The sequence below is a fragment of the Nostoc sp. WHI genome (assembly GCF_015714725.1).
Taxonomy (GTDB): Bacteria; Cyanobacteriota; Cyanobacteriia; order Cyanobacteriales; family Nostocaceae; genus Nostoc.
Genome location: NZ_WBKM01000276.1, coordinates 12,529 through 35,537, shown reverse-complemented (window position 1 = coordinate 35,537; position 23,009 = coordinate 12,529). Strand labels below are relative to the sequence as shown.

At 42.8% G+C, this 23,009-nt stretch carries 16 protein-coding genes and 1 pseudogene; 7 read left to right on the top strand and 10 right to left on the bottom strand.

Features of this window, described 5'->3' with window-relative positions; translation table 11 throughout:
* Positions 1-57: 57 nt before the first annotated feature.
* Both fabF and acpP read right to left on the bottom strand, forming a co-directional pair.
* On the bottom strand, positions 58-1,308 hold the full coding sequence (fabF, locus tag F8S12_RS27740; protein ID WP_196519496.1) for a beta-ketoacyl-ACP synthase II: 1,251 nt from the start codon (positions 1,306-1,308) through the stop codon (positions 58-60).
* A gap of 238 nt (positions 1,309-1,546) precedes the next feature.
* Positions 1,547-1,801 (bottom strand): acyl carrier protein, encoded by a 255-nt coding sequence (gene acpP, locus F8S12_RS27735; protein WP_196519495.1) that lies wholly within the window; start codon positions 1,799-1,801, stop codon positions 1,547-1,549.
* A gap of 420 nt (positions 1,802-2,221) precedes the next feature.
* Between acpP and F8S12_RS27730 the strand changes: the two genes are divergently transcribed.
* The 4 genes and pseudogenes from F8S12_RS27730 to F8S12_RS27710 all read left to right on the top strand — a co-directional run bounded on the left by F8S12_RS27730 (position 2,222) and on the right by F8S12_RS27710 (position 7,603).
* Entirely contained in the window at positions 2,222-3,121 is a 900-nt protein-coding gene (locus tag F8S12_RS27730; RefSeq protein ID WP_196519494.1) for a CoB--CoM heterodisulfide reductase iron-sulfur subunit B family protein, read from the top strand.
* Between the two features lie 264 nt (positions 3,122-3,385).
* Complete coding sequence (locus F8S12_RS27725) at positions 3,386-3,733, top strand: hypothetical protein (protein ID WP_196519493.1); 348 nt, start codon at positions 3,386-3,388, stop codon at positions 3,731-3,733.
* A pseudogene (locus tag F8S12_RS42095) lies at positions 3,724-5,199 on the top strand (two-partner secretion domain-containing protein). The gene F8S12_RS27725 and the pseudogene F8S12_RS42095 overlap by 10 nt, the downstream one beginning before the upstream one ends.
* Before the next feature lie 70 nt (positions 5,200-5,269).
* A complete protein-coding gene (locus F8S12_RS27710) occupies positions 5,270-7,603 on the top strand; it encodes a CHAT domain-containing protein (protein WP_196519490.1) in 2,334 nt (777 codons plus the stop codon).
* Here F8S12_RS27710 and F8S12_RS27705 read toward each other — a convergent pair whose 3' ends face one another.
* The 3 genes from F8S12_RS27705 to F8S12_RS27695 form a co-directional block, all read right to left on the bottom strand.
* Entirely contained in the window at positions 7,604-8,362 is a 759-nt protein-coding gene (locus F8S12_RS27705; protein WP_196519489.1) for a DUF928 domain-containing protein, read from the bottom strand.
* Positions 8,363-8,500: 138 nt separating this feature from the next.
* Positions 8,501-10,852 (bottom strand): CHASE2 domain-containing protein, encoded by a 2,352-nt coding sequence (locus tag F8S12_RS27700; RefSeq protein ID WP_196519488.1) that lies wholly within the window; start codon positions 10,850-10,852, stop codon positions 8,501-8,503.
* A gap of 120 nt (positions 10,853-10,972) precedes the next feature.
* Positions 10,973-12,442: an AAA-like domain-containing protein gene (locus F8S12_RS27695; protein ID WP_196519487.1), complete on the bottom strand. Its 1,470-nt coding sequence runs from the start codon at positions 12,440-12,442 to the stop codon at positions 10,973-10,975.
* A 348-nt stretch (positions 12,443-12,790) separates the two neighbouring features.
* Here F8S12_RS27695 and F8S12_RS27690 point away from each other — a divergent pair, with 348 nt between their 5' ends.
* Positions 12,791-14,359 (top strand): calcium-binding protein, encoded by a 1,569-nt coding sequence (locus F8S12_RS27690; RefSeq protein WP_196519486.1) that lies wholly within the window; start codon positions 12,791-12,793, stop codon positions 14,357-14,359.
* Positions 14,360-14,520: 161 nt separating this feature from the next.
* Here F8S12_RS27690 and lpxD read toward each other — a convergent pair whose 3' ends face one another.
* From lpxD to F8S12_RS27675, 3 genes are all read right to left on the bottom strand, one after another.
* Positions 14,521-15,573 (bottom strand): UDP-3-O-(3-hydroxymyristoyl)glucosamine N-acyltransferase, encoded by a 1,053-nt coding sequence (lpxD, locus tag F8S12_RS27685; protein WP_196519485.1) that lies wholly within the window; start codon positions 15,571-15,573, stop codon positions 14,521-14,523.
* Positions 15,574-15,675: 102 nt separating this feature from the next.
* Positions 15,676-16,914 (bottom strand): NAD(P)/FAD-dependent oxidoreductase, encoded by a 1,239-nt coding sequence (locus tag F8S12_RS27680; protein WP_196519499.1) that lies wholly within the window; start codon positions 16,912-16,914, stop codon positions 15,676-15,678.
* A gap of 155 nt (positions 16,915-17,069) precedes the next feature.
* On the bottom strand, positions 17,070-17,264 hold the full coding sequence (locus F8S12_RS27675; protein ID WP_196519484.1) for a hypothetical protein: 195 nt from the start codon (positions 17,262-17,264) through the stop codon (positions 17,070-17,072).
* Between the two features lie 420 nt (positions 17,265-17,684).
* Between F8S12_RS27675 and F8S12_RS27670 the strand changes: the two genes are divergently transcribed.
* Entirely contained in the window at positions 17,685-18,239 is a 555-nt protein-coding gene (locus F8S12_RS27670) for an SRPBCC family protein (RefSeq protein WP_196519483.1), read from the top strand.
* 444 nt (positions 18,240-18,683) lie between these two features.
* Here F8S12_RS27670 and clpB read toward each other — a convergent pair whose 3' ends face one another.
* Positions 18,684-21,323: an ATP-dependent chaperone ClpB gene (gene clpB, locus F8S12_RS27665; protein ID WP_196519482.1), complete on the bottom strand. Its 2,640-nt coding sequence runs from the start codon at positions 21,321-21,323 to the stop codon at positions 18,684-18,686.
* Positions 21,324-21,785: 462 nt separating this feature from the next.
* On the opposite strand from clpB, the gene F8S12_RS27660 reads away from it, so the two are divergent.
* Complete coding sequence (locus F8S12_RS27660; protein ID WP_196519481.1) at positions 21,786-22,013, top strand: hypothetical protein; 228 nt, start codon at positions 21,786-21,788, stop codon at positions 22,011-22,013.
* Positions 22,014-22,075: 62 nt separating this feature from the next.
* Here F8S12_RS27660 and F8S12_RS27655 read toward each other — a convergent pair whose 3' ends face one another.
* The gene (locus tag F8S12_RS27655) at positions 22,076-22,921 is read right to left on the bottom strand and encodes a GAF domain-containing protein (protein WP_230968321.1); all 846 of its coding nucleotides are present in this window, start codon (positions 22,919-22,921) and stop codon (positions 22,076-22,078) included.
* Positions 22,922-23,009 lie beyond the last annotated feature (88 nt).

Below are 23,009 nucleotides of genomic sequence, written 5' to 3'. Positions count from 1 at the left end.
CCCAATGCCCAATGCCCAATGCCCAATGCTCCCCCTGCCTCCTGCCTCCTGCTTTTTTTAGACGTATTTCTTAAAGGCCAGTGTGACATTATGACCACCAAACCCGAAAGAATTGGATATTGCCACCTCGACTTTTTGAGCGCGGCTAAAGTTAGGCACGTAATCTAAGTCACACTCAGGATCGGGATTTTCTAGATTGATTGTGGGTGGAATTTGGTCATTAGCGATCGCCAGTACTGTTGCCACTGCTTCAATACCTCCAGAACCGCCCAATAAATGACCTGTCATCGATTTGGTGGAGCTAATTGCTACTTTATGGGCGTGTTCTCCCAAGGCTTTTTTGATTGCTGAGGTTTCAGTTGAATCATTAGCTGGGGTACTAGTGCCGTGGGCATTAATATAGCTGATCTGTTCGGGAGTTATTTTGGCATCTTTGAGCGCCAGTTCCATCGCTCTAGCGGCTCCGAGTCCACCAGGTACGGGGGAGGTGATGTGGTAAGCGTCACAGGTCATGCCATAGCCGATCATTTCGGCATAAATGTGAGCGCCGCGACTGATGGCGTGTTGTAGTTCTTCTAGAATTAATATTCCTGAACCTTCACCCAAGACAAATCCATCGCGATCGCGGTCAAAGGGACGGCAAGCTCTAGTTGGGTCTTCATTGCGAAAAGAAAGTGCTTTACAAGCGGCAAACCCAGCTACCGATAATGGTGTTACAGCCGCCTCCGTTCCCCCGCAAATCATCGCCTGGGCATATCCGCCTTGAATTAAGCGAAAAGCATCCCCTATGGCGTTAGAGCCAGCAGCGCAAGCAGTCACAGGACAGGAGTTTGGCCCTTTAGCACCCGTGTGAATTGCCGTTAATCCTGCTGCCATATTGGCGATCATCATTGGGATCATGAATGGACTACAGCGATCGGGCCCACGGTTGAGGTAGATAGTTTGCTGGTCTTCTAATACCTTAATGCCACCAACGCCAGAACCGATCATGACACCTACCTGTTCTGCATTCAGTTCATTAATAACTAACTGCGCGTTAGATAAAGCCTGTTTGGCCGCTACAACCCCAAATTGGACAAACCGATCCATGCGCTTGGCTTCTTTGCGTTCTAAATAATCATGTGGATCGAAGTTTTTCACCTCACCAGCAATGCGGCAATCATGGCTAGACGCATCAAAAAGTGTGATGTAGTCAATGCCGTTGCGTCCACTCAATAATCCATCCCAATATTCTGTTGCTGTGTTACCAATAGGTGTAATCGCGCCAACACCAGTTACAACAACGCGTTTACGTGTATAATCTGTCATGATTCAGTTAAAAGTGGCGAAAAAGCAGCCGGCAAAAAAATTCGAGACTAGCGACTAGGTACTGATAAGCCAGATCGGTCTTAAAGGTTTCCTTTATGAGCGACTGGCATCGGGTTTACCGACTTTAAGATACTGGCTTGTTAGCCTCAGCTTTAGGAGCGTTAGGAGCGTCACCCTTAGGGTGACTAGGTTGGAGAAAAATCTCCCCAATCCCCAATACCTAATCCCTAATCTCTAGTTAAGCTGATGCGGTAACTTTGTTGTTGATGTAATCTACTGCGTCTTGAACCGATATGATTTTCTCGGCAGCTTCGTCGGGAATTTCGATATCAAATTCTTCTTCCAAAGCCATGACGAGTTCAACGGTATCAAGGGAATCAGCATTGAGATCGTCCATAAACTTGGATTGTAGTGTGACTTGGTTAGGGTCTTCAACACTCAGTTGATCGACGACGATTTTTTTGACCTTTTCAAAAAGTTCCGCTTGGCTCATAAATAAAAGTCCTTAACTAGTTGCTAGAATCTACTCTTTACAGAAGACATTGTTTTGAGCATATACATCTTATCGTCAAGCGTGATCGTGCGCATACTGCCAAGGGTTTTTCTGTCAGAAAAACACTCCCATTGGTAAAAACAATGGGGTAGTTTTCTGGGAACACTTGGGCAGTCGAGCGGGCTACGCCATCGCCGATACCGTGTAAATGCTTCAGTTGTCTAATTATTGCTAATTTTTTTTACAATGTCTCGATCAGTATTCCCAAGCCTTGCTAGCAATAAGAATATCTAGATGCTGCGGCTTTGAACCTAGAGTGCCAAAAGGCGGTTGAACGTCAAACATCAGAACTTCGGTGCTAACAAGGCATGATAAAACAGTTATTGTCTAGAGCGATCGCTCTAACCCAAACATACTACTATGCTACCTCACACCCTGAAATACGCTTACTTCCCCGGTTGTGTTGCCCAAGGAGCCTGTCGGGAACTTTACCAGTCAACTCAAGCGCTTACCCAAGCACTGGGCATTGAATTAGTTGAACTTAAAAAAGCTGCTTGCTGCGGTTCTGGCACATTTAAAGAAGACTCCCAATTGCTGGAAGATACAGTCAACGCCAGAAATATTGCCTTAGCAGAAGAATTAAATCTGCCCTTGCTCACCCATTGCAGCACTTGTCAAGGTGTTATCGGTCACGTTAATGAAAATTTGAAAGAATGCCAAACAACTAACCCCGCTTACGTTGAACAGGTTAATGGCTTGCTGCATAAAGAAGGTTGTTCGCCTTATCGCGGCAGTACTGATGTTAAACATCTTCTCTACGCCTTGGTAACAGATTATGGTTTAGAGGAAATTACCAAACGTGTCACCCGGAAGTTAACGGGATTAAAATGTGCCGCGTTTTATGGATGTTATCTCCTCCGCGCCCAAAAATCCATGCCTTATGACGACCCCTTCCAACCGGAAGCGATGGAAAATATGTTTCGGGCTGTGGGTGCAACACCAATTTATTACCGAGGGCGGACGCAATGTTGTGGTTGGCCGCTTTCTAGTTATGCCACTACCCAATCTTTCAAAATGGCGGGGATGCATATTCAGGACGCTTTGGCATCTGGTGCTGACTGTATAGTTACACCTTGCCCTTTGTGCCACTTAAATTTAGATTCGCGTCAGCCAGAGGTGGAAAAGGTGATTGAACAAAAGCTAGGTTTACCGGTGTTGCATTTACCTCAGTTGATTGCTTTAGCACTTGGCGTTAGTCCAAAAGAACTGGGTTTAGAGCGTCATATTGTTTCTACAAAGCCAGTGCTGGAGAAATTATGATTTTAGTCTACGGAGTACAAGGTAAAGGCAAGTCGCCAAGACTGCGCGGCGGAATGTAGTTCAAAAGGTAAATTCTCAGATGCCTACAAGCAATTGCAGTTGCAGATGGAAATCGTACTGAGGAATGCAGATTAAATAAAGTGCAAAACTGGGGTTAAAGCAGAAGTTCCTACAGAGAAAGCAGAATTTGCTACAGGTTGCGCGATACACGGAAACGTCTTAGCGGGAACTGCTACAGGTTGCGCGATACACGGAAACGTTAAAGTGGGAACTGCTAAAGGTTGTGCGATACACGGAAACGTTAAAGCGGGAACTGCTACAGGTTGTGCGATACACGGAAACGTTAAAGCGGGAACTGCTACAGGTTGCGCGATACACGGAAACGTTAAAGCGGGAACTGCTACAGGTTGTGCGATACACGGAAACGTTAAAGTGGGAACTGCTACAGGTTGCGCGATACACGGTAACGTTAAAGTGGGAACTGCTACAGGGAAAGCGGAAGCTGCTACAGACTGCACAAAATCCAAAAACGTCTTAGCCCAAGTTGCTGAGAATTTTAAAGAAACAATAAAGATTTTCTTTGATGATTTTTTGTCACAACTATGCTTCTAAACCCCAACAATACTCAAAATTGCAAGTTATTTAATCCACGTTCTTTAGCGAGTTGGTTGGTGATGGGTGGAGCGATCGCTTCTTGTGATTCTGCACTAGCCCAGATTGTACGCGATCGCACCTTGGGATCTGAAAGTTCTGTAGTTACACCTGAAACTCCTGGTTCTCCCGTTGATGTGATTTCAGGTGGAGCAACGCGGGGTAAAAATTTGTTCCATAGCTTTGAGCAATTTTCTGTCCCAACTGGAGCTACTGCTTTCTTCAAAAATGCTACGGAGATTCAGAACATCATTAGTCGGGTAACAGGTTCCTCTATCTCTAATATTGATGGATTGATTAAAACCAATGATGCAGCTAATCTATTTTTGCTCAATCCCAATGGAATTATTTTTGGGCGAAATGCCCGTTTAGATATCAGAGGCTCGTTTTTAGCCAGTACGGCAAGTAGCTTTAAATTTGCCGATGGCTTAGAGTTCAGTGCTAAAGCACCTGAAAACATACCTTTATTGACGATAAATGTTCCTATAGGCTTGCAATTCGGAGGAAATCCAGGCAGTATTTAGGTGCTAGGTGATGGCCAAGGACTTAGGGGAACATCCGACTTAATTGATACTACAAATGGACTGCGCGTATCTTCCAATCAAACTTTAGCATTGGTGGGTGGCGATCTTGGCTTAGAGGGAGCAACGCTGAAGACTGCTGGAGGCAGGATTGAATTGGGTAGTGTTGCAGGAGACGCTTTAGTGAACCTGACTCCCACAGAAAATGGGTTTACTTTGGGCTATGAAGGCGTACAAAACTTAGGCAACATTCAACTAACCCAACAATCGGCAGTCGATGTTAGCGGAGCTGGTGGCGGTGATATACAGGTAACAGGTAAACGTGTCACCCTCACTACTGGTTCCCAAATAGAGGCAAGTACTTTGGGGAGCGAGGCTGGTGGAGCTTTAGTGGTAAATGCTAGTGAGTTGTTAGATGTCATTGGTACATCTGCTGATGGTCGGTTTCCTAGTGGCTTAGGTGCTACTGTTTACCCAGGCGTGACTGGGAACGCAGGAAATTTAACAATTAACACTAATGAGTTGCTGATTCAAAATGGGGCACAGGTAGGTGCCAGCACTTTTGGCAGTGGTACAGGAGGGAATGTAACTGTCACAGCAAACAAAATTCGAGTCATTGGTAGATCCGGCAATACTCTTACTAACGCTAGCGTTTTGGCAACTACTGCCGAACCAGGTTCTACAGGAGACGCAGGTTTGTTGACAATTAATACTGGTGAGTTGGAGATTCGAGATGGGGCACTTGTGAGTGTTAGCACTAGAGGTACTGGTAAAGCAGGGAATTTGACAATCACAGCAGACTCTGTGCAAGTAGTTGGGATCTCCGCTAATGGTCAGTTTCCTACAACCATAGGAGCTTCTTCTAATTTAGGCGCAACTGGAGATGCAGGTTTGCTAACTATTTAATGAGGCATCTTTAGTTTTTCAACAGGCATACATTGCTTTCAAAGCTCAAAAGGATAAACTCAAGGAAGCTATGAGTTTGAGCAATCTCTCCTTAGCTTATCAGCAATTAGGACAGTGGTCTAAAGCGAGTCAAGCGATCGCTCAAAGTCTAAACTTATTACAGACCAAGCAAGCCTCTGAAGGAATAACTGCGCTAACGCCAATCCTAGCCCAAGCTTTAGATATTCAAGGTCGGCTACAGTTAGCACAGGGAAAAGCTGAATCAGCTCTAAATACTTGGCAACAAGCAGCTGCAATTTATTCAGAAATAGACGACAAGACTAGGTTAATCCGTACCCAGATTAACTCTGCTCAAGCTTGGCAAACTTTAGGACATTATCGCCAAGCTCAGAAGACATTAACTGAGATTAACCAAAACCTCCAAAATCAACCAGATTCAACTCTCAAAGCTACAGGATTGCGTAGTCTCGGTAATGTACTCCGAGTAGTCGGCGATTTAGAACAATCCCGAAAGATTTTGCAGCAGAGTTTAGAAGTAGCGACGCGAATACAAGGGCAATCTCCTCAAGCAATCAGTGAAACTTGGCTAAGTTTAGGCAACACTGCCACAGCCCAGCAAGATACGCCAGCCGCGCTAAATTACTATCAACAGGCTGCTAGGTCTACTTCCTTAACTACACGCATCCAAGCTGATTTAAATCAACTTCACCTATTGTTAGACGACAATCAACTAACTGTTGCCAAAGGGTTGGCATCTCAGATTCAAACTCAAATCCCAAATTTGCCTGCCACTCGTAAGGCGGTTTACGCTCGGATTAACTTTGCCCAAAGTCTGATGAAACTAGCAGCAAGAGGCGTAGACGGTTACGAGGTGAAGGAAATTGCCCAGCTTTTGGCTATGGCAGTCCAACAAGCTAGAGATTTACAAGACCAGCGCTCGGTTGCTTATGCCCTGGGAAATCTCGGAGGATTATACGAACAGACTCAGCAATTTAGTAGCGCCCAAGACCTCACCCAGCAAGCTTTAATTCTATCCCAAGCCATCAATGTGCCAGATATTACCTATCGTTGGCAATGGCAGTTAGGACGCTTGCTGAAAGCGCAGGGAGATATTAAGGGAGCGATCGCAGCTTACACCGAATCAGTGAAAATCCTTCAGTCTCTACGTAACGATTTAGTTGCGGTTAATCCAGAGGTGCAGTTTTCTTTTCGAGATGAAGTAGAGCCAATCTATCGGCAGTTGGTCGATTTGCTGTTGCAATCAGAAGCAAGTTCTCAACCAAGCCAAGACAACTTAGTTCAAGCCCGCGCCGTCATTGAATCCCTACAACTAGCTGAACTGGACAATTTCTTTCGGGTTGCTTGCTTAGAGGGAAGACCAATACAAATTGACTCTGTTATTGATCAAAAAGATTCGACTGCGGCAGTTATTTATCCAATTATTTTGGCAGACAAACTAGAAGTTATTCTCAAGTTACCTCAACAACCGTTGCGCCATTACAAAATTGCCATTACTGCCAGTGAAGTGGAAAGAACTTTAGAACAATTGCGACAAAACCTGCTCAAACCTCACACACTGCAAGAAACTCGGTCATTATCCCAGCAAGTATATAATTGGCTGCTGCAACCAGTGGAGAAAAACTTAGCCAAATCCCAAATCAAAACTTTGGTATTTGTTCTGGATGGTTCCTTACGAAATATTCCTATGGCTGCTCTTTATGACGGTCAACAATATCTTATCCAGAAATATGCGATCGCTTTGACTCCAGGGTTGCAGCTATTAGCCCCAAAGTCTTTGTCACAGCAACAACTAAAAGTTTTGACTGCCGGAATTACTGAAGCACGCCAGGGCTTTTCTGCCCTGGGCAATGTGGCGTTTGAGTTGAATCAAATTCAGTCTGAAGTGTCAACTAAAGTGCTTCTCAATCAAGAATTTACCAGCAAAACTTTCCAAAAAGAAATCAATTCTATTCTTTTCTCTGTAGTCCACTTGGCAACTCACGGTCAGTTTAGTTCTAAAGCTGAGGAGACGTTTATTCTCACTTGGGATGGTCGGATTAACGTCAATCAGTTGGATAATTTACTTCGAGATCCGGAAAAACCTAATGCGATCGAGTTACTCGTTCTTAGCGCCTGTCAAACGGCTGCTGGAGATAAGCGGGCTGCTTTAGGACTTGCTGGGATGGCTGTGCGGGCAGGGGCACGTAGTACCCTTGGTTCTTTGTGGAATGTGGATGATGAATCTACAGCAGAATTGATGAGTCAGTTCTATGGAGAACTAATTACCAAACAATTAACTAAAGCTGAAGCACTCCGTCAAGCCCAAGTAGCTTTATTAAAGAATCCTAAGTATCAACATCCGATATTTTGGGCACCTTACGTCTTATTAGGTAATTGGTTATAGCTATTGGCAGCAGTCTACTATCGGTTCTGAGGCAATGTCATTTAGACCAATAGTTTGTAACATGGTAGCCCAATCAGTACGTTTCGGGTTTAGGCGACGAAGTTCGGCTGAAGCAGTCAGAAACTCATACCAAATACCATTAGTGGCATAAAGAGCAACGCGCTGTTTTGGTGTTGCTGTCTCTAACTGATTTTTGAGAGCGGCGTTGGGTTCAACCCTTTTAATCCAACCATCAACAAAAATAGGTGGTTGTTGTAAATTACAGTAAGTATTGAAATACCAATGATAACGCTTGCCAATTTTTAACGAGGAAGTTGTAGATGGCAGAGAGAAGCTAACAACCCCTGACGTTCCAGACAGTGAAACAGGGCTTTGATATATAGTCTCCCCCGCTTCATTTTGCAGCACGAACTCTGCGGAAACTATGGTTACATCAGGAACGTAAAACCAGAAAGTTGGATAAGAGGCAGTCGTTAATCCAAAAACTAATTCTGCATTTGGCAACTGATAAACCGGAACTAATGCTGTCAGCCGCTTTTCCTTGGATGTAGCAAGCTCGTTGTTCATGCTCTTGCAACCGCGCTTTCCTCCGCCAACGCGATTACCGGGTGCGTTAATGTCATCTGGTGGAGGAGGTGCGTTAAAAATCCCCGATGCGAGAATTTCAGATTTTACGGGCTGTGCTTGGACTAATGTGAAGCATAGCGATACCAAACTGATTGCAAAGGCAAGTTTAAGCTGTCGAAGACCTAAGTTCATTTCAGTAGTAACTCCAGTTTTTACCTATTTTCATTAGCAAGTGTCCAATTTTACAAATAATAAGATCAGCATAATAAGTGGACTAATGAAGATTATTTATATATTCAAAAGTATGAAAGGTGTTTTCGGAAATTCTCCCTACTTTAACCTTTCCTGGCTAGATATATTCATACTGCTGTTACTGCCTTGAGAAACGTTGTAAATTACTACACTACTACCTGTAACGACCAGAGCGATCGCAGCAGGAATTAGCGGTATCCAAATACCTTCTAGAAGCATAACAAAGCTAATTGCCGATATAACCCCAATTCCACCAACTACCGCCAGTCCTAAAAGCCAGAAATTACGAATCCGCCATGCCAATATCCCTGCAAAAAGCGACCAGTTAAACATCCACAAAGCATCACCCCAAATAGGCCAAACCCACAACAAAGTTCGCCCATCTAAAACTGCGCTGAGAATTTGGCTCACCATTTGAGCATGAACAATAACTCCTGGTATTTCCTGCTTTTGATTAGTAGTGTAAGGGGTGGAAAAATAATCACCGGCACTTTGGTTAGTGATGCCGATAAGTACGATCCGATTCTTCACGAGATTGGCATCGATCGCACCCGTAAGTACATCTTTTAATGTGATTTGCTCGATAGCCTTTAAGGGAGAGTCAAAGGAACGGTAATTAAGCAATATTTGATAGCCCCAGTCATCCAGTTTTTGATAACCACCTATAGGCGATCGCAATCGGTTAAACACAACTTGGCCAATCTGCAAATCTTTTTTTTTGGTGTACTTGACAGAAATATCCTCTGCCTCTAAATAACGAAATGCCAATTGAGCGCTGAAGGCGTAGGGCGTAGTACAAGGGGATAAGTCGCCTGGTTTCATAGCAATCAAATGGCGGCGGAGAATACCATCGCTGTCTTTGACAAAATCGCTAAAGCCTTGACGTTCTAAAGGAATTTCTGGAGGGGGTGAAACGCCTGGTTCATTAATTTGGGGTTCGCTGACTTTACAAATAGCAATGAAGCGATCGCTTTGCCGCATCCAATTAGCTAAAGGTGCTTCCTTGACATCTACAGGGAAATCACGATAAATATCTAAGCCAATGGCTCGTGGTTGATACTGCTCTAATTTCTGCACAAGGAGGGCGAGTGCCCGATCTGATAGCGACCCTTTTCTCTCCTGCTGTTCTGGAAGCTTAAAATCATCTTCAGCGATCGCCACTACCAAAAGGCGGCGATCTGGTTGTTCACGAGGACGCAGCCGCAGCAGTTGGTCAAAAGCTTTTAGTTCCACAGCTTGTAATAATCCTAGATGCCGTACCCCCATTACCAAAGCTGTTATAACCACACTTAAAACAAGCACAGTTTGAAGACGGCGTTTGCTGGGTAATGTTTGAAGCGATACCGATTGTGAGCTTGATAAGGCTTTATTAACCCAATTTTGATTAAAAACAGTAGCATAAATGCGGTTATAAACTTTTAACAAACCCTGTTGCTTAACTACCAATCCTGATAGCCGCAATTCTATTTGCTCAGGAGTGCTATGTGCTGTGATTTGGCCTGTTTGCAAAATTTGCTGATAAAGCTCCAGTAATTGCTTAGTGCGTTGATAAAAAATGCGATCGCGAATCGTTCTCAGATGCTCCGGTTCATCTTGGGATTCCCAGTTTTCAATTACTTGAGAATGTACCAGTTTCTCAACATACTCTGCTTCACCATTTGGTGGAATGGGAGAAGATGCGATTGCTAACTGGCAAAGTTTCTGAGTGAGAAAAGGTTGACCACCACTCCAAGCTAATATCTCTTGCAAGACTATCTGAGGATTACCGATACCCACTAATCCCTCGGCTAATGGTTGAGCCTCATTCCATTGGAAACCGTTTAATTCAATTGCTCGACCAATATTAAAAGGTGTCCGGTGTTTGTCTTGAATCAAATCGTAGGGAGTTGTTACCCCTAGTAGCGCAAAGGTAAGGCGCTGGTAAGCTAGATTGTCGGCTCGTTTGTTATAGCAAGCTCGAATTAAAGCTAAAAAATCATCCTTAAAGTTTAATTTGAGAATGCTATCAATTTCGTCTACAAAAATCACCATCTTTTGAGAGACTTCTATCAACAGTATTGACTCGATAAACTCACTTAAGCGTTGCACTGGTGATAGTTCAGAGCGATCGCTCCACCAACTCAGTACTTTGAATTTGGGAATGAAGCTACGCACCAGCCTCCGCAGTATGCCCAAATACCACTCAGATGCAGTGATGTCCTGGCTACTAATTGCCGTAATGTCGATCACGCCACAGGCAATATCCTCTGCTTGCAGTTTACGCATTGTTTGCACTCGCAAGCTGGACTTGCCCATCTGCCGCGAGTTGAAGACATAACAAAATTCTCCAGCTTTTAGAGCATTATAAAAATCTTTGTCGGCTTGTCGCTGCACATAGCTCGGAGCATCAATTTGTAGACTCCCTCCGACTTGATATTTGTAAGGCTGCATCCTAACTAGCTTTTTTAAAAGTGATTTATTTAAACGCAAAGGGGCGCAAAGGGAAACGCAGAGGTACGCGGAGAATTAATTACGAATTAATGAAATGTTGTACTTGGTTAAAATTTATAACTAACTAAGGTGATGTTGAAAATATTGGCGGTACAAATTGCAGCGTGGCATCACCTTATTGTCATTACAATATACCACTAGACCCATACTGTGTAATTTAAACGCTAACTCCGAGTCTAGTTCTATCGGCACTAAACTTTTCACAACCTGGCTAAAAGCTGCCACTAAATTTGGATGATCATCAAGATTACACAAATGCTCTCGGAGATGGTCTTTGTAAATTCCCGCTTCAGTTGGGGCTGTTTGCAACAACTGCTCCAGTGTGATGTCTTGATGTTGAACATGATAAAGAGCTAACCGAACTAAATAGGGATGTCCTCCTACCATGTCCATCAGTTTTTCGACCTGAACATCAATCCAATTTAGTGCCTGATGACGCTCAACCAAAATTTGGACTTGTTCTTGATTAAACTCTTGTAATTCAATGCTCAACCCGACATTAAAGGGAGATTGATTGATATTTAACGGAATATAAACTTCTTTGGAATGTACTAAAACTAGGCGGAGTTTTTGCCAAAGTTCGCTACTGCGATCGCCATACTTTGCATACTCATACCAAGCTCGTAATAAATTAAAAAAGTCTTCGGCAATGTCACGATGTGGAAAAATGCGATCAACACCATCTAAGCTAATTACTAATGGGCTATCGATTTCTTCTAACAAACACTCTTCAAAGTAAGCGGTGGTTTTATCCTTACTGCCATAAATGCTCCAATAATCATCTAACTGATGAAGCTTCTTGAGTTTCCTGCCAACACTTTCACAGAACCAGCGCAAAAATGTATCTAAGCTGGCGAAAACTGCTTTATCTGCTAAATGAAAGCTTAAAGCTACAGTTTGACAGCCATGATTTCTAGCTTCATCCAGAATTCTTGCCATTAGCGAGGTTTTGCCCATCTGTTTAGATGCTTTGATGCGAATTAGGGCGCCTGGCTGCAAAATCTCTTGAAAACAGCGATCTTCAATTGGAGGGCGTTCAACATAAAAACTAGAAGTGAGAGGGACTTGACCCACCGGAAATTCTGGTTCGGCGTTTAGTTGCGTAGGCGTAGCCCGTCGTAGACATCGCTCATTTGTGTGTAGAGTTAGCAATACTTCCCCATTTTCCTGAGAAACTGAGTTATCTATTTTTAGTTGTGAATCAGATAACATCAGCTTTTGGGACTGTAAAATATCCTCTAACTGCTTTGGTGAATCAGCATTACCGGAAAGCCTCTGCCGCTCTAGTGCTGCCTGAAAATTCTTTTTACTAACCTTTTCGCCAAATGCTGCTGACAGCATCTGCCACAGCTTAGGGCCAACATCATGCTGTAAATATTCGGTAGTGTAGCCATGAACTTGGGCAATCTCACCATACTTCTTTCCTTGCCAAGAGCTACGAAGTATTGTCACTTCAATATCTTTCAGATGTCTTTTTGTCTGGGCAACAACTGCTGTATCTAATATTTTGAATGCTGTTTCAAAATCCATTGCTCAGAGATGAATAACAACTATTTATATATTTAACTACAGCCCAAATTCTTAAATTTATTCAAATGGCTGTAATTCATGCCTCGCCTGGTTCAGCAAAGATTACTCACCTCACCTTAACTTTTCTTACTTAACCTTACTTAACCTCTTTTGTCGTTTAATTTCTTGAAATCAAACTCCTTAAATTATCCATATTTACGTTTTTGAGTGCAAAAGGCAACCTAGTAATAACAGCAAGAGCAGTTATTGGGCTTTAGACAAATCTAACTTTGTTGAGGAATTGATCCCAAGTCCAAATCAATTAAATCACATACAAACTCACAACTAAATCAAAGGAGACTCAAAATTATGGCGATTATTAGTGGAAGCATAACACCTGCTGACGACAGAATTATAGCTAATGGGGACAACGATAGAATCGATGCTCTGGCGGGTAACGATACGGTTAATGGTGGCGCGGGTAATGATACTCTAATAGGCAACTTTGGCAATGATTCTCTATTCGGGGCACTTGGTAACGACTTCCTCGATGGTGGATTCAACAGAGACACCCTTGATGGTAGCGCGGGTAACGACACTCTCAACGGCGGCGACGACAATGACAGCCTTTCTGGTGGCACTGGGAACAATCTTGTTAATGGTGGTGCGGGTAGAGATACTCTCATCGCTCAAAACGGGAATTTTCCGGCTATAGGTGATGTTGGCGATACCCTGATTGGCGGTGTAGGTAATGACGAGTTGCGTGTTGAGGGAGCCTCAAATTATTTCTTGACTAATGATCGGCTGTTTGTCGGTAATTTAGTTCACCAGTTTTCTGAGGTTGAGGCTGTCAGGCTCACTGGTACCTCCGGTAATGACACGATTAATGCGTCTCAAGCTTTGTTATCAGATCGAACCCATCTCTTTGGTGGTGCAGGCAATGACACCATCATCGGTAGCCGTGGTGTTGACCAAATCAACGGTGGTGATGGGAATGACAGCATAGTAGGAGGAACAGGGTTTAACTTCCTCCGTGGCAATAATGGCAATGACACCCTTCTCGGTGGAAATGACGACAATAATCTTAATGGAGGAGAAGGATCTGACTTTCTCCAAGGTGGAGCCGGGAGGGATAGTTTTTCCGATAGTGCTTTTGATGGAGCAAGTGATGACCAATACATCGGGGGAGGAGGTGAGGACTCCCTATTAATACAGGGCGACAATAGCTTTGATCTGTTCTCATTTGCCAATGACCCAAATAAAAGCCAAATAAAAGGTGGCAAGGTTGGCCCATTTGCCAATATAGATGATTCAGCTACAGGTACTGATACCCTCCAAGGTATTGAAAACGTCGAAATCCAAGGAGGAGATAGTTCTAATCGCATAGATGCCAGTCGCGCCAACGAAAACGTAAGCGTATTTCTTGGGGGTCGCGGTGGCAGCGATATTCTGCTAGGTGGTAGCGGTAACGATGTACTATTTGGTGGATCTGAGGGTGATGTTCTTACGGGAGGTGCGGGCAACGATCGCCTAAATGGTGACTCTGGTAATGATCGTCTGGATGCCGGACAGGGTAATGATACCCTCTTTGGTGGTGGTAACTTTAATAGCGGAGAGATAGATATTTTAACAGGAGGACGTGCATTCGGAGGAGTTCAATCTGTTGATACGTTCAGCCTAAATGACTCCTATCGGCAAGCTGGTCATGCTATTATCACAGATTTCTCTGTAGTAGATGGTGACAAGATAAATCTCCGCGGTTCCGCTAGCGATTACACTTTTGTACAGCAAAGGTTTACGCCTGGTAGTTCTACAAATTCTTTCTCTGTTTTAGATACGGTCATCTTCTTCGGTTCGCCTGCTTTCGGCGACGTGATTGCTGTGGCTGAGGATGTCAGTTTAACTGCGTTCACTGCTGGGATTACATTTAATATCTAAGCAATACGGTTCGATTAAGACTCGATCCCCCCAACCCCCCTTAAAAAAGGGGGACTAAGGGGGATCATTAAGGACTGTGTACCTTAACCGAAAAGTATTTACTATCTAAGGCTTTCAGTAATTAGCGATCGCACACGACGTTGCGATCGCTAATTTTCTAGTTAATCATTGCTATTTTTTAATTTACGTTGCAATTGTTTTAGCGATTGATACATATCTGGCAAGCGATTATAAACAGCGCATACCTTAAGATACAATTTGTAGGGCATTGCGGGAGATCCTGAGACAATTTCTCCTGGTGCAACATCGCTGTGAATTCCAGATTGAGCAGATGCGATCGCCCCATCTCCCATCTTCACTTGATTGACTATTCCTGTTTGTCCAGCTAAAATTACGCGATTCCCCAGTTTGACACCTCCCGCCATGCCAACCTGACCGGCGATCGCACAGCCAGCGCCGATTTGGCAACCGTGACCTATTTGCACTAAGCTATCAATTACTGTATTCTGTCCTACCCGTGTTTCTCCGACGGCTGGGCGATCAATGCCACTGTTGCAGCCAACTTCCACGCCATCTTCTAAGACTGTATAGCCAGATTGTTCCATTTTGAACCAACCAGTCCGAGTAGGAACAAAACCAAAGCCTTCTGCACCGATGACAGCACCACTGTGAATAACGCAATCTGCACCGATGCGGGTGCGTTCGTGAATGGTGCAATTGGCGTGTAAAATGGTGCGATCGCCTATTTTGGCATCTGGATAAATCACCACATTCGGATGAATAATTGCATCATTGCCAATTTCCACCCCTTGTTGAATCACAGCATGGGGGCCAATATAAACATCACTACCAATTTTTGCGGTGGAGTGAATCACAGCAGTGGGATGAATTTCTGGGATGGGGCGATATGGTTGATAAAAAAGTGCGATCGCTTTGGCAAACAAAAGTCGCGTATCTGGGGTCACTATCCAGACAATACCCCTCTGATGTGCAAGCACCTGTAATTTTTCATCTTGGGGCAAAATTAAAGCACTAGCATTGGTATTGCCGACAAAAGATCCAAATTTTGCACTTTCTACGTAGCTGAGAGTCCCAATGCTAGCTTCATCTATGGCTGCTACTCCTGTAATTTCTGGGTCATGGCCTGGGTTGTCAGTCAGGCTGTGAGCGATCGCAGCATCACCAAATTGGTGTAAAATTTCGCTGAATTTCATTGTTGGGTGTGTTCAAAATTAAACTATAAAGGCAAGATAATTTTCCCTCTTAATGCTCCAACACAGTAATTCTATAGAAGTGTGAAAGTAATTCGTAGGTCATCACGAATTATTCGCCATTCCTACCCCTGCTAAATACCCAGTCGTCCAAGCACTTTGGAAGTTAAACCCGCCGGTAACGCCATCAATATCTAAGATTTCTCCGGCAAAATAAAGACCAGGAACTAACCTACTTTCCATCGTCTTGAAGTTAACTTCTTGAAGTTTGACACCGCCACAGGTAACAAATTCTTCTTTAAAGGCTCCTTTACCACTGATTAAATATTGCCCTTGAGTGAGTTCTTGCACCAATTGATTTAAGGTTTTATGAGATATTCCTGCCCAACGGTCTTCTGTGGTAACGCCTGCACGGGCAATGATATATTGCCAGAGACGATGGGGTAGGTCAACACCTCGATGGAGTGCGATCGCTTTCTTTGCCCATTCATCCTTAATTGCTAAAATTTGTTGTCGCACTTGGTCTTGTTGCAAATGAGGTAGCCAATTAATTAATAATGTGGCTTGATAGCGGCTTTCGTGCAAAATCCTTGCACCCCAGGCGGAAAGCTTTAGAACAGCAGGGCCACTCAAACCCCAATGGGTAATTAGCAATGGGCCAGTTTGTTGTAATTGGGACTTTCCGCCCACAGATAACCGCAATTGTGCAGAGTTAACGCTAATTCCAGCCAACTCCCTCAGCTTTTGATCGACAATGTTAAAGGTAAATAATGAGGGTACTGGCGGTTCAATTTGATGACCTAACTCCTGGACAATTTTATAACCTACAAGGCTACTGCCGGTCGCAAGAAGTAGGCGATCGCATTTCATCGTTTCTCCCGACTTCAAGAGGATATCAAACCCCTGATCTTTTGAAGTTTGTTTCACGGACGTTACAGGGGTACTGATGCACAGTTTTACCCCGAATGTCGCCGCATTTTTAATCAGACATTCCACAATGGTTTCTGAATTATTCGTAACGGGAAACATCCGGCCATCAGTTTCAATGTTTAGATAAACTCCCACAGCTGCAAACCAAGCTACTGTATCTTTAGGTTGAAACCGAGTAAAAGCACCCCGCAAAGCTTTTGCGCCTCTGGGGTAATTTTGCACCAACTCCTCAGGATAAAAACAAGCGTGAGTGACATTGCAGCGTCCGCCACCAGAAATTAGCACTTTCGCCAGGGGTTGACGACTGGCTTCGAGTAAAGTAACTTTGGCATCAGGATTGGCTTTAGCACAAGCGATCGCGCCAAAAAATCCGGCTGCTCCACCCCCAATAACTACAATTTGTAACGGTAGCAATTTCAAAAATATCTCTTTTACAGCACCTACTCTCTAGGCTAGCTGTTATTTTCCCTCTTCATCGAGTTCAAAGTCCAATTGAGAGGAGTTTTGCTAATTAGCCATAGGTTAGAAATCTATGGCAGTTGTTGGCAGGAGTGCAAAATCTGTTTCTTTTAAAAACGCCACCATGTCCTTTGGGCATAACTGATAATGCCTATTGCGATCGCCCCTAGTAGTAGTAGCCAAATAATTCCCCCTGGAATAAAAGTCAGAATCCCAAAGCCTCTCAGTACCCAGACGGCGACGCTAATGCCGAGAAGGATACCGAAAATCTGGATTAATTTCCGATTTAAAGCAGATTGACTCACCTATTTTTCCTCTCAACTCAACAGACATTACATTTGATATTGACAAATAAAATATAAAATTACGATAAAGTCGCAGTTTCATCAGAAATAATACGTAAAAATCGAGAGATCCTATCCCGACGTTGGGGTAAGGTGGTTGATATTCGGTTGCATTTGGATTATTTTATCTGCTAAAAACTTGGTTTCATCTACAATTATTGCTCTGATAAAATTCACTTAAGTAATAATTGTGTTAATTGTGATCAGCAATACAGCTTTTACAGCAAAGTAATTGAAATAATTACCGGAAAATCACTATTTCCAGAAAAGATAAGTATTAAACTGGAACTAAAATTTAGTGTGTTGGATCTGAATCAAGTTTTATGGCTTGTAGTTTCAATACCGTTTAGGTGGATGAGTTGAGGAGTAACTTAAATCACTATGTCTGCGTCTTATATATCAGACTCAATTATTGTAGGTTCGGATATGTCTTGGAGTCAAGACAGGCAAAGGTTGCTGGTACAGGGTGAAATTTTGATAGAAACGCGATCGTACAAAATGTGTGGTGGCGCAGTAACAGCCTGGATGTATTTGCCGATGGTGCGATCGCAAGCCTGGCAGCAATTAACTGATTATCCCCGGTGGGTGCAATATTTTCCTGATATTACTAAAAGCGAAATAATTTACAAAGGTGAAGTTAAGCACCTGTATCAAGCAGCACAAAAAGCCTTTTTATTTTTCACCGCTCAAGTTGAAATTTACCTCAATGTTATAGAAGTCCTGGGGCAGCAAATTCAATTTCGCATGGAAAAAGGGAGTTTCGAGGACTTTAACGCCAATTTAGAACTCCAAGATTGCGGTAATGGTACAATGCTTGCTTATACTGTGCAAGCTACGCCGCTTATTCCAATTCCATCAATTTTCATTCAACAAGCAATGAACTTAGAGTTGCCTGCAAATATGCGTAAAATGCGACAAGTACTTTGTAAGGGTTAATCAATTTTGGATTTTAGATTTTAGATTTTAGATTAACCCCACGTATGGATCTGCTTGAGTTAAAGCTTGCTATAATTCCCTTCTTAAAAAGGAGGAAATTATAGCACAATACAGTTCAGATAAGACCAAAACATTTGTAGAGACGGCGATTTATCGCGTCTCAAAAACCCAAAATTTTGTACCAGTAGCCCTTAACCCAAGCGTATTGAGTTAATGTAATTCGTAATTATTGGTGAAACACTGGTGCGTAATTGTTTTTTCTTGGTGGTCTCGAATTACGAATTACGAATTACGAATTATTTTAATTAAGTAGGTGGGTGGGAAAATTCATAAGTATGTCATTGCGAGTGAAACGTTCGCGTAGCGTCTCGTAGAGAAGCAATCGCAATGACTTTGACGGGGTTACATTTTGTTACATAGTTAGGTTAATTCGTGCCTACTTACTTAGCTAGTGAACACTTCAACAGGTAAGCGACTAAAAGAAAGACGCTCATTCTGCACATCTACAAAGATCGTGTCGCCGTCGTTGAATTCGCCGCGCAAGATAGCTTTGGCAATTTGAGTTTCTAACTCCCTCTGAATAGCTCGTTTCAGTGGACGCGCCCCAAACACTGGGTCATATCCTACTTCTGCTAAAAAGTCAAGCGCAGTATCAGAGAGCTTAAGGGATATTTTGCGTTGGCGAAGCCCACCGGAGGTATCGCCCAGTCTTTGCCGCAATCTCTCAACTTGCAATAGCACAATTTGCCGCAATTCCTTCCTATCTAAAGCGTGGAAGATGATAATTTCGTCAATCCGGTTCAGGAACTCTGGACGGAAGCTATTTCGCATCGCCTCCATTACCCGACGGCGCATTTCGTCGTAGTGGGCGTTATCCCCGGCAACATCGAGAATATACTGAGAACCGATGTTGCTAGTCATGATGATAATAGCGTTTTTGAAGTCCACCTTATGACCTTGGGCATCAGTGACGCGACCATCATCAAGAATTTGCAAGAATATATTAAAGACATCGGGGTGTGCTTTCTCGATTTCATCGAAGAGAATCACCGAGTAAGGACGACGGCGAATCGCTTCTGTAAGTTGTCCGCCTTCTTCATAACCTACGTATCCCGGAGGCGCACCAATTAAGCGAGATACGGCGTGTTTCTCCATATACTCCGACATATCGATTCGTACCAGCGCATCTTCACTATCGAACATATATGCCGCAAGTGCTTTCGCCAATTCGGTTTTACCCACACCCGTTGGCCCAAGGAAAATAAAACTAGCGATAGGACGATTAGGATCAGCCAATCCAGCCCGCGATCGCTGAATCGCATCTGCTACTGCTGTGACTGCTTCTTCTTGTCCAATGACGCGGCGATGTAGTTCATCTTCTAAATGCAGCAGTTTCTCTTTCTCAGATTCCACTAACTTGCTAATGGGAATTCCTGTCCATTTAGAAATAATTTCCGCAATATCAGCTTCCGTTACTTCTTCCCGTAATAGTGATTTACCACTTCTTTGAGTGTTTGCCAATTCAGCTTCTACTGCTTCTAATTCACGATGCAAACTGGTTAAAGTGCCGTATTTCAACTCAGCAGCGCGGTTAAGATCGTAGTCGCGTTCTGCTTGCTGAATCTCTAAATTGACCCGTTCAATTTCTTTTTTAACGGACTGAATTTTGTCAATAATATCTTTTTCAGATTGCCATTGAGTATTGAGTGTTCTTTGTTCTTCTTTGAGATCGGCAATTTCTTTTTCCAGTCTCTCTAAACGTTCACGCGAAGCTGCATCACTTTCTTTTTTCAGCGATAGCTTCTCCATTTCCAATTGCAGAATCTTGCGATCAATTTCATCAAGTTCTTCTGGTTTAGAAGTAATCTCCATTTTCAGTCTAGCGGCGGCTTCGTCTACCAAGTCAATTGCTTTATCTGGTAAGAAGCGATCGCTAATATATCGACTCGACAATATCGCTGCTGCAACTAAAGCACTATCAGAAATCTTCACCCCGTGGTGGTTTTCATAACGTTCTCTCAACCCGCGCAAAATCGAAATACTATCTTCGACACTGGGCTGATCCACATAAACTTGTTGGAAACGTCTTTCCAAAGCGGCATCTTTTTCGATATATTTGCGGTATTCATCCAACGTTGTCGCCCCAATACAACGCAATTCGCCCCGCGCCAACATTGGTTTTAACAAGTTACTCGCATCCATCGCGCCTTGGGTTGCACCAGCACCGACAACGGTATGAATTTCATCAATAAATAAAACAATCTTGCCGCTAGATTCGGTAACTTCCTTTAATACTGCTTTCAAGCGTTCTTCAAATTCACCCCGAAATTTTGCCCCCGCAATTAAAGCACCCATATCTAAACCGATTAACGTGCTGTCTTTGAGGGACTGGGGTACATCACCAGCAACTATACGTTGTGCTAATCCTTCAGCGATCGCAGTTTTACCAACACCTGGTTCACCAATTAACACGGGGTTATTCTTGGTGCGGCGTGACAAAATTTGAATAGTCCGACGAATTTCATCATCCCGCCCAATCACTGGATCGAGTTGACCTTTACGGGCGGCTTCTGTGAGGTCACGCCCATATTTTTCCAGTGCTTCGTATTTGCCTTCTGGATTTTGGTCGGTCACTTTTTGGCTCCCCCGAATTTGTTTAATAATATTTTTTAGTTTGCTTTCGTCTAAACCGAATTCTTGGAATAAACTTTTGCCAAAGCGGTCATCTTTAGCGTAAGCCAGCAATAAGTGTTCAATTGAAATATATTCATCTTGAAACTCCTGGCGATATCCGTCTGCTCGATCTAGAAGTGTATCCAAGCTGCGTCCCAAGTAAACAGAACTACTTGTACCCGATACTTTCGGCTGGCGTTGGAAAAATTGTTCAGTGCGATCGCGCAGTTTTTGAAGGTTAACACCCGCCTTGGTGAGAATCCCAGTTGCTAAACCATCTTGTTCTAGCAACGCTTTCATCAGATGTTCGCTTTCAATTTGCTGTTGTTGATATTGCTTAACAATATCGGGGGTGTGGGCGATCGCTTCCCAGGCTTTTTCTGTAAATTGGTCAGGATTAGTAGGTTGCATATCGGTAGGCTTTTAGAGAAACCACACAAGGCGCAGAAAGACCAATAGGCTTTCATAAAGATATTGTAAAAAGAGGTAAGCTCCTAGATGGATCGGTCTTCACGTCTATGTAGAGTAGTATCACCGCCCTTTCTGGTTTTCCTCCGTCTCTTGGTAGGTTTACAAACAACTTTCCCAGTCTGAAGATCCACCAAAGCGATCGCCTTGAGTATCCTACTTGCTTTAACTTATGATTTACCAAATTTAATTTAAATTAACTTATTGCTGATATCAGTAAAATTCTGTTAACTAAGTGCGAACACAATGAATATAATAAATTTATTGGAAGTCACAGCTAATTTTATTGATAAATTGAGTAAAATGAAGATATAATATTATGATCTAAAGTGATAAGATTTTTCTTAGTAAATGCATAAAAGCTAAATATAAACCAGTAAAATTATTTATCGTTATTAATTAGTGATGAAAAAGGTGAAAGATTTTCCAATAACCGATTTAACAGCCGAAGAACGCCAGTCTCTATTAATGAGAGAATCCAAAGATTATATGCGTGGCAAGAAAAGCCTCAGGCAATTTCAAGAGGCTGAACGTAAGTATGGTACAGATTATAGTTCAGTGACCCTCGAATTAGCGAGCAAAGATAAGATAATACCAAAACTCTGGCGTTTTTTGGCGTCTCCTTGGCGGTAAAATAAAGATAAAGACTTAATTGAAGTCAGAAAGTATCTATACTATGTACTGAAACTGTAGTTTTAATTAGTAATTGAATGTTGTACTTGGTAATTACGCGCTACCAGCATAACTCCCGCTAGGCGATTAGCAATTACAAACAGTAGCTCTTGAGTCGCTTTAGAATCAAAAGTTGTCACATCTCTGCTATAGAGACATAAAACTCCTAAACTATCCGTACCTCCGATAATCGGTATAGTAATCAATGTTACGTAATCTAAGACGCGGGCAGTTTTATCTTTGCTAAAAATGTATTCCGGATCATCGGCGTGCCATACATTACTTACGCGTGACAAGTGTACAACCCGTCGTTTTTTGTCAATGAAAGTACAACCCGCACACCCTCGATTTTGATTAGGGTCTTTACCAACATAGAAACGTACTTTATTCCCATACTCATTTGGTGATTGTGATTGACACCAAGTAGTTAAAAAATCTGGATCACTAGGGTCTGGTGCATAAATGGCGATACCACACCCATCAAGAAGTGGCATGATGTTATGTGTTTTTTCAATAAATTGCTCTAATAATCGCTTGAGTGATTCATGAATGTTTGGATTTACATCCAACTTAGGCAGAAGTAATAGTAACGATTCATCCAGTTTGTTAAGCTTAATTGCGATTTGATGCGCTTTATGATAATATATTGCAGTTAATGAAAGCGGCAAGACGATAATTAATAAAAGTAAAACCAAAACCCATAGATTGACTTGTGGTGGCTGGTTAATTAAAGGAAATAGTTTTTTTTCAAAAGCTTTATCTGCTTGATTACCAACAATACCACTAAAAGCCGCAATCGATAAAAACACTACAAAACTGATAACTATTTTTTTTACCCAGTTGGGAATTCTCGGTAGATTAAACGCCATAAGTGCTGATTGGATTGCTGATTGGATTGGCATCTAAAAAAGCGGTCAGTATACCCTTAATTACAGTATAGAGGCTATGTAAAGAACA